The sequence below is a fragment of the Olivibacter sp. CPCC 100613 genome (genome assembly GCF_036959255.1).
Lineage (GTDB): Bacteria > Bacteroidota > Bacteroidia > Sphingobacteriales > Sphingobacteriaceae > Olivibacter.
Genome location: NZ_JAWMTI010000002.1, coordinates 434,126 through 445,822 on the forward strand (window position 1 = coordinate 434,126; position 11,697 = coordinate 445,822).

General features: G+C 43.9%; 7 protein-coding genes. All 7 read left to right on the forward strand.

Going from position 1 to position 11,697, the window contains the following annotated elements; translation table 11 throughout:
* The first annotated feature begins 94 nt into the window (after positions 1 to 94).
* The 7 genes from RYH73_RS08300 (at position 95) to RYH73_RS08330 (ending at position 11,679) form a co-directional block, all read left to right on the forward strand.
* Positions 95 to 3,478 carry a SusC/RagA family TonB-linked outer membrane protein gene (locus tag RYH73_RS08300; RefSeq protein WP_335312950.1) on the forward strand — a complete coding sequence of 1,128 codons (3,384 nt, stop codon included), beginning with the start codon at positions 95 to 97 and terminating at the stop codon, positions 3,476 to 3,478.
* Positions 3,479 to 3,497: 19 nt separating this feature from the next.
* A complete protein-coding gene (locus RYH73_RS08305; RefSeq protein ID WP_335312951.1) occupies positions 3,498 to 5,159 on the forward strand; it encodes a RagB/SusD family nutrient uptake outer membrane protein in 1,662 nt (553 codons plus the stop codon).
* 63 nt (positions 5,160 to 5,222) lie between these two features.
* Positions 5,223 to 6,914 (forward strand): hypothetical protein, encoded by a 1,692-nt coding sequence (locus RYH73_RS08310; RefSeq protein WP_335312952.1) that lies wholly within the window; start codon positions 5,223 to 5,225, stop codon positions 6,912 to 6,914.
* A 13-nt stretch (positions 6,915 to 6,927) separates the two neighbouring features.
* Positions 6,928 to 8,364: a DUF3863 domain-containing protein gene (locus RYH73_RS08315; RefSeq protein ID WP_335312953.1), complete on the forward strand. Its 1,437-nt coding sequence runs from the start codon at positions 6,928 to 6,930 to the stop codon at positions 8,362 to 8,364.
* Positions 8,365 to 8,423: 59 nt separating this feature from the next.
* Positions 8,424 to 10,253, forward strand: a complete 1,830-nt coding sequence (locus RYH73_RS08320; protein WP_335312954.1) for a glycoside hydrolase family 2 protein — start codon at positions 8,424 to 8,426, stop codon at positions 10,251 to 10,253.
* A gap of 152 nt (positions 10,254 to 10,405) precedes the next feature.
* Positions 10,406 to 10,990: a Crp/Fnr family transcriptional regulator gene (locus RYH73_RS08325; RefSeq protein WP_335312955.1), complete on the forward strand. Its 585-nt coding sequence runs from the start codon at positions 10,406 to 10,408 to the stop codon at positions 10,988 to 10,990.
* 62 nt (positions 10,991 to 11,052) lie between these two features.
* On the forward strand, positions 11,053 to 11,679 hold the full coding sequence (locus RYH73_RS08330; RefSeq protein WP_335312956.1) for an FMN-dependent NADH-azoreductase: 627 nt from the start codon (positions 11,053 to 11,055) through the stop codon (positions 11,677 to 11,679).
* Positions 11,680 to 11,697 lie beyond the last annotated feature (18 nt).

Genomic DNA, 11,697 nt, shown 5'->3' on the forward strand with positions numbered 1-11,697 from the left:
AAATCATAACAAAAATATGAAAATTGTCTATCAACTCCAACGTGTTTGGAGCTGGCGTTATTGTTATTGCAGATTCTCAAATATACTACGTACCATGAAATTAATACTGGCATTTTTTTTCTTGTCAGTCAATGTTGTATTCGCAATAGATTCTTATGCGCAGCAAACCAAATTATCATTTGAGCTTAAAAACAAACGGATTATTGACGTACTGGATGCGATTGAAGACCAATCTGATTTTCGCTTCTTTTACGATGGAAACCTCATTGACGTAGAACAGCCTATATCGATAAAGGCTGATAAAAGGGCGGTTCTTGCAATTTTAGCAGATATTTTTCCTGCAAGTGAAGTCGATTATAAAGTGATCGGCAAGGATGTGATTTTAACCGCTGTAAGCCCTAAAAGCGTTAAGCAAATGGCGACGAATCAACAGCAAACAGTTAGCGGACAAGTACTTGATGAAATGGGAGAACCCTTACCGGGTGTAAGTGTTCTTTTAAAAAACACAAAAACCGGTACCTTAACCGATGCAAACGGTAAGTACAGTCTCCGCGTAAGTGAAACAACTGGTGTACTGATTTTTTCCTACCTCGGCTTTAATTCCCTGGAGGAAAACATCGGTGCGCGAACAACCGTCAATGTTACGCTGATGGGGGAAATGCAACAAATGGAAGAGGTAGTAGCGGTGGGTTACGGCACGGTTAAACGCGCTAATTTAGGAGGAGCCGTATCTACTGTAGATTCACGTGCCTTCGAATCACGCCCAGTACGGAATGCCGCCAATGCGCTACAGGGACAGGTTCCCGGCCTTACCGTAGTTCGTAATGGAGGGGCACCAGGTAGTAGCCCGGCATTGCGTATACGCGATGTATCCTCCGTTAACGGTGGTTCTCCACTCGTACTCATCGATGGAGCAGAAGGCGATATCGGTTTGATCAATCCTGCTGACATCGAAAATATTTCGGTTTTAAAAGACGGAACGGCTGCCATTTATGGGGCCAGAGCAGCGGACGGTGTTATTTTGGTGACGACAAAGAACGGTCGGAAAAATCAGGACCTTCGAATTTCTTTAGACAGCTATTACTCGCTCAAAACACCCGCCTTGGTGAAAAAAGCCGCCAGTCTATACGAACACGCTGCGATGGCCCTGGAAATCAGCGATGGTTCTTTTCCCATCGAATATACCCAAGAAGAGCTGCAACTTATTCTGGAAGGTAGCGACCAAGTAGATCCAACCTCAAATTGGGGACGGTGGACAGGCTATCCCAAATTCTATAAAAACCAAGATTGGAACAAACTAATTATTGGCAACGGCAGCCTGCAGAACTATCACCTTGGTGTTTCGGGTGGTGGCGATAAATATACCTACCTGATATCGCTGGGACATGCGCGGGAAGAAGGGCTACCCAAATTCGGTATTGATAACGACAAACGTTATTATGCCCGGGCAAAATCAACCATTGATCTCACCAAAAACCTACAGTACGATTTTAATTTATCGTATGAAGCCAATAACCGAAACTATTCCTCAGGTATCAGTGAAGGGCAAAACATCTGGGAACTCACCTATAAAACGCGAAGCTGGGCACCACTCCGTAATCCTGCCGGTAACTTCTACACCTTCGAAGGTTTCGACAATCCGGCACAGGTATTGGAAGAGGGCGGAGAATCTTCGCTTACTGGAGGAAATCTTACCTTTAACAACCAGCTGACATATAAAGTTACCAAAGACCTGAACTTGGTAGGAAGAGCGGTGGTGCGTAAGAATGATGTTGATAGTTCCGTTGTGCAGAAAATATTATATAACTACAATTGGGATAATGTCAATCATCGGACAGCTAGGCTCCCTAATAGTGCCGAACGAAAATATGCTAAAACGCTTTATAAGAATTTTACTTTATATGGCGACTACAAAAAAACTATCGGACAGCATGATATCGGTGTAATGGTTGGTGCGGCAAGCGAATCGGCCAATTACGATATGTTTCGTGCTAAGCGGATCAATTTCGATCAGCAGGAATCCATGCCACTGAATTTAGGGAGCGCACAAGACCAATTAGCAACGGGCCAGGGTAATGCCTGGACCATCAATTCTTTCTTTTCGCGGGTTAATTATGCGTTCAACAATAAATACCTCTTGGAAGCAACCCTCAGAGCAGATGGTAGCTCGCGTTTTGACCCAGATACCCGTTGGGGCTATTTCCCTGGTGCTAATGCTACCTGGCGCGTGGCGGAGGAATCCTTTATTAAAAAGCTGAACTTTTTTGATGACCTGAAGTTGCGGGCTTCCTATGGTGAAATGGGGAACCAGTCGGGCATTGGACCCTATGACTATATCGAACTGATCGGTCTTTACGCAGGCTACTATCCCTTTGGTAATGGTCAGCGCGGCCAACTGGCCACACAATCCAATCTCGTCTCAAAATCGAGAACCTGGGAAACCATTATTTCCAAAAATATCGGTATGGATTTCAGTATGCTGCGCGACCGGCTGTACGGTTCGTTGGATTATTTCTGGAAAAACAATAACAACATGTTAATCCCTATTGCCTACCCATCGGCACTGGGTATTGAAGCGCCTACTACCAATAGCGGCAAGCTGGCTATTCAGGGCTGGGAACTTAATATCGGTTGGCGCGACCAAGTGGGTGACCTCAGTTATTCCGTGCGTGCCAATATCAGCGATGCAAAAAATAAAGTAACGCAACGGATCGGTAACAACCTGATTGGACTTGGCAATAACGCAACACCGGCAGGTTACCCCTTAAATTCTTATTTTGGCTATGTATTTGACGGCATTATCCAGAATGAGCAGGACTTGGCCGACTATCGGGCACGTTTCCCCAATGAAGGGATGATTCAAACCCAGGTAGGTGTTGGTGATGCAAAATATAAAGACCTGGACGGCGATGGCCGGTTATCTGAACTGGGTAATGGTACAACTGGTTCGGGCGACATGATTTACCTGGGAGACACCAACCCACGCTATAATTTTGGTATTAACCTCTTTGCTTCTTATAAGGGCTTTGATTTCACGGCGTTCATTCAAGGCATAGGCAGACGTACCATGATTTTAGAGGGTGAAGCTTCCATGCCTTTCTACTACCCTTGGTTTCAGTCGGCGCAATATTGGTATGGCAAAACGTGGACACCTGAACGGACCGATGCTCAATACCCGGCCATTACACTGACGGATAAGCGCTATTACAACTATAATCCATCTACCAATACCACCCATCGGGTAGGCTATGCGCGGCTCAAGAACCTCCAGATCGGTTATACTTTCCCTAAAAAATTGACCCAGCGAATCAAACTTGAAAAGCTTCGGGTCTACTTCAGTGGTGAGGACTTATTCGAGATTCACAATACACCGGGCGGTTGGGATCCGGAAGATAGAGGCAATATCGAAGGTGGTGGCAGCTATACGAGCTATCCTTTTGCGCGTAATTATTCATTGGGCCTTAACCTTATTTTCTAAACGTAACATGTATACCATCATGAAAAAATATCCATCAAGAATCTTTACAGCTATCGCAATACTACTGCTTATGGTCAATTGTCAGAAGATCGACCTAAACCCCAAAGACAACCTCAGCGACGGCCAATTTTGGAAAGGACCAAGCGACTTTATGAAAGCGGTCAATCAATTATATACGACGGCCGAATCATTTGACGTCAAAGATGTGGATAGCGATATTGGCTATAATCAAGCCCCTGACGTTTTCAGCAATGGCACCTGGAGTGCCCCTACCAGCGATACTTTATGGAGCAATCGCTTTGCAGACCTGCGCAATTGCAATAAAATCATTGAAAAAAGCGAAAGCTATGCCGGTGACCCGACGGAAATTGAACGTTATGTAGCGGAAGCACGTTTTTTCAGGGCCTATAACCATTGGCGCTTAATGAAGCGCTTCAATGACATTCCGATTCTAACAAGTGTTTTAAGCACTGATTCTGAAGAGCTATATGGTAAGCGCCAACCGCAGGCAGCGGCAGAGGATTTTATTTTGTCGGAACTCGAAGAAGCGGCTTCTAAACTCCCTAAACAAAGTGAAATCCAGTCGAGCGAGCTTGGTCGCGTTACGCAAGGAACGGCGCTCGCCTTAAAGGCACGGGTGGCCCTTTTTGCCGGAACATGGGCCAAATACCACCAGCATCGGGGCGACTATGGTCAGTTGCTGGATCAAGCGATAGATGCTGCTAAACGGGTTATCGAAAGCAACGAATACCAATTATTTGAAGGTGCCGGAGACGATAGCTATCGTCAACTGTTCATTGATCAAGGTGATGACTCGCACGAAGGCATCTTCGACAGTCGTTATGCGAAAGACATCCGCATGCATTCTGCCGCGCACTCCGTTTATTGGGGTTGGCGGGGCACACCAACTAAAACGTTGGCTGATATGTACCTTTGCAAAAGCACAGGTCTCCCCATCGAAAAAAGCAACTCGGGTTTTCAAGGTTATGAAAAAATCAGCGATGAATTCAATAACCGGGATCCGCGCATGTCGCAAACTTTTATCATGCCAGGCACCAATTACCGCAATGCCAATGGGCCCGACTCTTGTGTAGCAAAGTTTACCGTTCGCCCGGAAACCCGTACCGGCTACAAGTTATGGAAGTTTATGGGCGAGACGGTTGCCGGTGTTAATGAAGCCGTCTATGATTACCATATTATCCGTTATCCGGAAGTCTTACTTATCTTAGCTGAAGCCACTTTTGAGAAAGATGGTGTCATCAGTGATAATGTACTGAATCAAACGATCAACGTGATTCGTTCGCGGAAGGGGGTAGAAATGCCGGCGCTGACTAATGCCTTTGTGAACAGCAATGGTTTGGATATGTTAACCGAAATCCGTCGCGAGCGTACCATCGAGTTAGCTTTTGAGGGTTTCCGACGAGATGATCTGCGCCGCTGGAAAACCGCCGAAACAGAACTCATTAAACCATTGCTCGGCATTAAATATAAAGGAACGCAATATGAACAACTCAAGGTGTTGAATGATGGCAACCCGGGTAATGTAGATGCAAATGGCTTTCTGATTATTGACCCGGCGAATGCCCGTTTTTTCAGAACGCCTAAACATTATTTTTATCCCGTTCCTTTGGATGAGTTAACGTTAAATCCTAATTTATTACCCAACAATCCGGGTTGGTAATTTTAAGCAGAAACAACGGTAGGGTGTTTTCGTTAAACACCCTCTTTATTAACAAATAATCTTATGCATAGCAAAAAACTACTGTCTTTAGTCATACTTACTTTCTTTACCCATGCCATCTGCCATCTTGGTATTGCGCAAACAACTGCTCGTAATGACAAGGATGCTCCCCGAATCATCAATATTGTTAATTTTATCCGGCAAACTGATTACCGGGTAAAGGATGCCGATCGCCTGTTATTTGAAACGGTGGCAGCGCAGATCAAACTTGTCGACCAATATAAATTTCCGGCCACCTTCCTTTTCCAGTACGACGCACTCATCAATCCGAAATATCAGGATTTGATGAAAAGCCAATTGCCAGACAACTGCGAAATCGGGGCTTGGTGGGAAATTACGCAGCCACATGTAGAAGCGGCCGGCATTAAATGGCGAGGAGAACATTCCTGGGTTTCACACGCCAATATCGCTTTTACCACTGGATACAGTCCGGAAGAAAGAGAAAAGTTGGTGGATGTATATATGGAGAAGTTTAAGGAAATCTATGGTCAATATCCCAAGTCGGTGGGCTCTTGGTTTATCGATTCGCATTCATTGGCCTATATGTATGAAAAATACGGAATCCTTGCCTCCTGCAATTGTAAAGATCAGGTGGGTACTGATGGCTATACCTTATGGGGGGGCTATTGGAACCAAGCTTACTACCCTAGTCGACTTAACGCCTATATGCCTGCACAAACTGAAGCTCAACAGATACCAGTACCCATTTTTCGGATGTTGGGTAGCGACCCGATTTATCAGTATGATACCGGTTTAGGAAATTCCCGGCAAGGAGTAATTTCACTCGAACCCGTTTACCCCGAGTCCGGTATGGATAAAAGGTGGGTGGAGAACTTTTTGGAATCAATTGTCAATCAACCCTGTCTTGCCTTTAACTATGCACAAGCAGGACAGGAAAATTCTTTTACCTGGGATGGGATGAAAAAAGGTTTGCTGATGCAATTCCCCTTATTTGATTCGTTAGCGAAAGCAGGCAAAATACGCATCGAGACCTTGGCCAATTCCGGCACCTGGTTTAAAAAGAAATTTCCTGTGACGCCGCCAACAGCTGTGACCACGTTGCAAGACCTGCGCAATGAAGGACGAAAAAGTGTTTGGTTCAATAGTCGCTATTACCGTAGTAATCTATTATGGGAAAAAGAAGGGTTTCGTTTTCGCGACCTACATCTTTTTGATGAAAAATTTGAATCTAGCTACTTAAAAAAAGCAGGTACAGACGGGCAGTTTTTTTATTATGCGCTCCCCTTAGTGGATGGGTTTAATTGGAGTACGAAAGAGGACCGTGCCGGACTTTATATTCTTAAGGTAGGTAGAAAGGGTGAAAAAACACGGGTTCAGTTGCAATCGCCAATCGTAAAAGAAAAAGGAAAAAATGTATTGGAAATACAGAGCAGCGACGAAGAAGGTAATAGGTTTACGATCGTCTTTCATGAAGACCATTTCAAAGTAAGTTGTAAACCAAAAAAGAAAGATTTTCGTTGGCTATTGGAACTTCAAGCACCGGCCACGGCAAAATTATCTTTCCAGTCGACCGCTGATCGGCAGGTGAAAGCAGTATTTCACGATTTCTCTTATGGACTGAGCTGTAAAAAGGGTACCGTTCAACAAAGCGGCAATCTCCAGAATGCGACTTTCAGGATGCTACCAAGCGAGCAACAGATAGTAGTGGATTGCACCAATAGTCTTACACGATAATATAATCATAGTTATGAAACACACATTTGCCCTATTTCGGTTCTTATATACCAAAAAAAATATCCTTCTGCTCGTATTTCTTACAGGATGTATCTTGCATACGCATGCCCAACTCAAAGCAACGAACACAAATAATGAACTTCAGTTAAATGGCAATCGCTTCGTTACACTCTGCATCATGATCCGTACCACGCCCTGGGAAGTTTCCCGTGATGTAAAATTGCATCCTAGAGACGAGTCGAGCTGGCACACCTTAGATGGTGTACGCGCCCTGCGCGAAGCCTTCGCCAAAGACAATCCCGATGGACGGCTAACTTGGGGCTTTACCTTAAACGCGCTGGAAGACCAACGGGAAAATTACCGTCAAATCCGTGATTATGTCGTGTCCTGCCAGCAAAAATACGGCGATGAAGTCTCCTATTTCCCTGGCTATTTCCCGGCGATGTACTTACCTCGCGAGCGTGTTAACCGCGAATTATCGGAAGCTATCCAGCTTATTTCACAGATGGTAGGCAAGGGATATAAACCTCAATGTATTATGGGTGGTTTTCTTTCTGCCGACAACCTGAAATACCTTGCCGAAAAAGAAGACATTCATGTTGCTCATGCGGTAATCTGGAGTCAGCATAATATTGACGGTGGCGGTGCGGATGGCTCACCTTCCTACCCTTTTTACCCTTCAACCGAGCACTTTTGTAAACCTGCACAGGGTAAAGCTGACTTGATCGACTGTGTGAATTTGGACGGCTGGACAATGGATTTTATCTGTGCTCGACAAAGTGGTGCCATTGGACATGGTATTGAAGGCTATAATAGCCGCCGTGGTGTTGGCCCTATAGAAACCTATAAAGGGTGGGGTATTGATTTAGGGAACCGGGAGGTGATGCACACTACGGCCATTCATTTCGACAAAGGTTTTGAACAGAATGGCTTCGGTTGGGTAACCAATATCTGGGAAGCGCAAATGGTTCATGAATTTGGTCAAGAATTTATCTGCAAAGCGATGGAGACCTGGGTAAGCAGCACAAAAAAACGTTGGCCAGATACTCATTTCGTCACCTTTGGTGAGTTTGGTACCCTTTGGCGTCAGCAACATCCTAACAACGACGATTGGAATTACCGCTTTACCGAACGTGGATCCGGTCTGGGCGATTCGTACAATAACCTGGAAATCAAATGGTTCATGAATAAGGAGTTTCGTTTAGCCCTGTTACGCAATTGGCACGAAAAATCATCGCCCACGTATGTTATTGATTTCACCCGCTATGACCTGAAGGCGAAAGAACCTGCAGACCCATCGCCCGACAAACCTGCAAAAGATTGGAGTTTGATCAATGTGATGAATCAAAAAGGTTTGCGTCCGCAAGATAAACCGAAACCCCTGCGTGCTTTAACGGCGAGCGATCAGCAGCTGATCAAGAAATATTATCCGACGCTTTTTACCAATTGAAAATCACGTTTGACACTTCCGGCTGCCAATTGAAAAAAATTGTATAATCTTGTATGACTATGACTACTTACCAAAATTTTATCCTATTTCTGCTTTTTTTTGCCAATGCCTACCCTCTTGCGGCCCAAGTAGCTCAATTGCCTACTCCTTGGACGGAAGCGGCAAGCCAAGCAGCGGTCCCCTTAGCCGAGTACCCACGACCACAATTACAACGAGCAGCCTGGCAATGCCTTAATGGCAAGTGGGATTATCTCGGCGGGAAGGATGCTCCCGATGCGTTTCATCCACAAAAACCGGCCGTATTTGATAAGGTGACGGAGAAAATCCGCGTTCCTTATTGCCCCGAGTCGTTTTTATCGGGCATACAACGGAAACAGGAAATAAACATGTGGTATAGAAAAATTTTTGAAGTACCCGCTGCCTGGAAAAATAAGCAGATTATTCTCCATTTCGGTGCTGTCGATCATGATGCGACTATTTTTGTGAATGGACAGAAGGCCGGTAGCCATGCCGGAGGTTATGACGCGTTTACGCTAAATATTACTTCCTTTCTAAAAAATGGCAAGAACACGCTTGTAGTAGCGGCTAAGGATTTAAACGATGGTAAAACACCATCTGGCAAAAACGGCCCAAGGGGCGATTATACCTTCTCGTCAGGTATCTGGCAGACGGTATGGATTGAACCGGTAAATAAACACTTTATAAAACATATCCGTTTACTTCCTGAGCTTGATCATGAACGCTTAAAAGTATGGGTAGAAAGTGATGGAGCCGAAAAGGTAACGGCAGCAGCTTACGACGGTAAGCAACTGATTGCTAAAACCGATAGCGTTAGTGGTTCTTATTTTTATCTGCCTATAAAAAACCCGAAGCTTTGGTCGCCCGACAGTCCCTTTCTTTACGATTTAAAGTTGAGCCTTTATGATGCGGATGGCGGTATCTCTGACGAAGTGACGAGTTATTTTGCCATGCGGGATATTAAACTGGGTAAAATAAACGGTGTAGTAAGGCCTCTTCTCAACGGGAAATTTGTTATGCAGCTGGGGCTTCTGGATCAGGGCTATTGGCCGGATGGGATATTGACGGCACCGACTGAAGAAGCTTTAAAATCCGACATCGAGTACACAAAGAAGGCCGGGTATAACTTAATTCGGAAACATATGAAAACGGAACCGCAGCGTTTCTATTATTGGACGGATAAATTGGGATTGCTGGTTTGGCAGGATATGCCGGCCATCTGGTATCCCAATGAAGACACGACGATATACCGGCAAATGTTCCGAAAGGAACTGAAATCGATCATGGATGATCATTATAATTCGCCATCTATCATCGCCTGGGTTCCTTTCAACGAAAATTGGGGAGCCTTTGACGTAAAAAATATAACAGATTGGGTAAAACAATATGATCCTTCCCGACTGGTTAATGGCAACTCCGGTTTTAACAATAATCCCAACTACCAGAAGGCCTACGGCGATCCGGGTAATGGCGATTTTGTGGATACACACATTTATGTAGGACCTTACGGGGCTTCGGTGCCCGACAGTACACGGGCAGCTTCTTTAGGTGAATTTGGTGGCGTAGGCTTATACACCCGAGGCCACATGTGGCCTGTGGAGAATAATGCATATGCCTATGAACCCACGCAGGCAGCGCTCACAGATCGTTATATACTACTTTTAGATCAGGTAGATCAACTCATGAAGTATAAGGGGCTCAGTGTGGCCATCTACACGCAGACAACAGATGTTGAACATGAAGTGAACGGTGTGCTGACCTATGATAGAAAAGTGGAAAAAATGCAACTAGAGCGCATCAAGGAAATCAACGAAGCCGTAATCAAGGAGGGTTACGAACTGAATAAAGATATCGGGTCAGAAAACCTTTAAGGTTATAGACGGGGTTATCTCTTAAGATAACCCCTTAACAAAACCGCCTATTTGATCGTAAAAGGATTAAAACGTAAAAATCAGCTGGCCTGAATCTTTGGAAAATTGAACCTTATATTTATCTTCATCTGTAAGCTATAGTTTGATAACGAATGCAAAAAAATCCGCTTATTCATGCTATCTTGAAAGAGATAAAATTAACCCAAGAAGAAATTTTAGTTTTTGATCGTTTTTGGACGGAGAAAATAATAGAAAAAGGGGCCTATCTTTTGAGAAATGGGGATGTTTGTCGTTCCGATAATTATGTGATTTCGGGCCTATTAAAAGCATTTTACATTAATGCTGAAAATGGTAATGAAGAAATTCTTTATTTCGCTATTGACGATTGGTGGGCTACGGATATCGATAGTTTCTCCAAGCAAAAACCGTCGCTATACAACATACAAGCCGTAGAACAGACAAGTGTTTTACAAATCAGCTATCATTCTTTTCATCAATTATTACGTGAAATCCCTGCTTTAGAACGCTATTTTCGAATAATATTAGAAGGATATCTCGGTACGTTACAGAAAAGATTAGTCGATAACCAGGTATACGACGCCGAAAGTAGGTATTATCGTTTTTTAGAAACCTATCCAACGATCGCTTCCAAAGTGCCTCAATATTTAATAGCCTCCTATTTGGGTGTGTCCGCAGAATTTATAAGTAGAATCCGAAAGAAAAATAAGCTATCTTGAACTAGGTCAATTTTTTTTCGTTTAATAATCAGAAACTTTGCTTCATAAAATTTTAGAAGCAAATGAAAAAGTTATTGATTATTAATGCAAGCGTTAGAAATGAACGATCTTACAGCCGAAAACTTGCACAGCTTTTTGTTGAAAATTGGAAGTCAAAGTACCCACAGGATATTTTCACCTACAGGGATTTAGGAAGTGAAATAATTCCCGGTATTGATGAGCCTTGGATAGCCAGTGCTTTTATAAAACCCGCGGATAGAACGGAAGCAAACCAAAAGGCATTGAAACTAAGCGATGAATTAGTAAAAGAATTGAAAGAAAACGATGTTTACGTTATTGCCACCCCCATGTACAATTGGTCAATTCCAAGTGGAATGAAAGCCTATATAGACCAGGTTATGCGAATAAATGAGACGTGGAAGTTCAGATCGGGCGTTCCCGACGGAGACTATGTAGGTTTACTTGAAAACAAAAAAATGTTCATACTTTCCAGTCGAGGAGATACCGGTTATGGGGAAAGCGAAAAAAATGAACACATGAATTTTCAGACAAGCTATTTGAAATTCGTTTTCGGCATGATGGGGGTAAAAGACAGCACCATTTTTTCGTTGGACAATGAGGAATTCGGCGGAGAACTATTTGAAAGGTCCAAAAAGGAAGTCTTTAAGGCTCTAAGCTCAATCGAATGAAACGGGAGCTTAACAGGT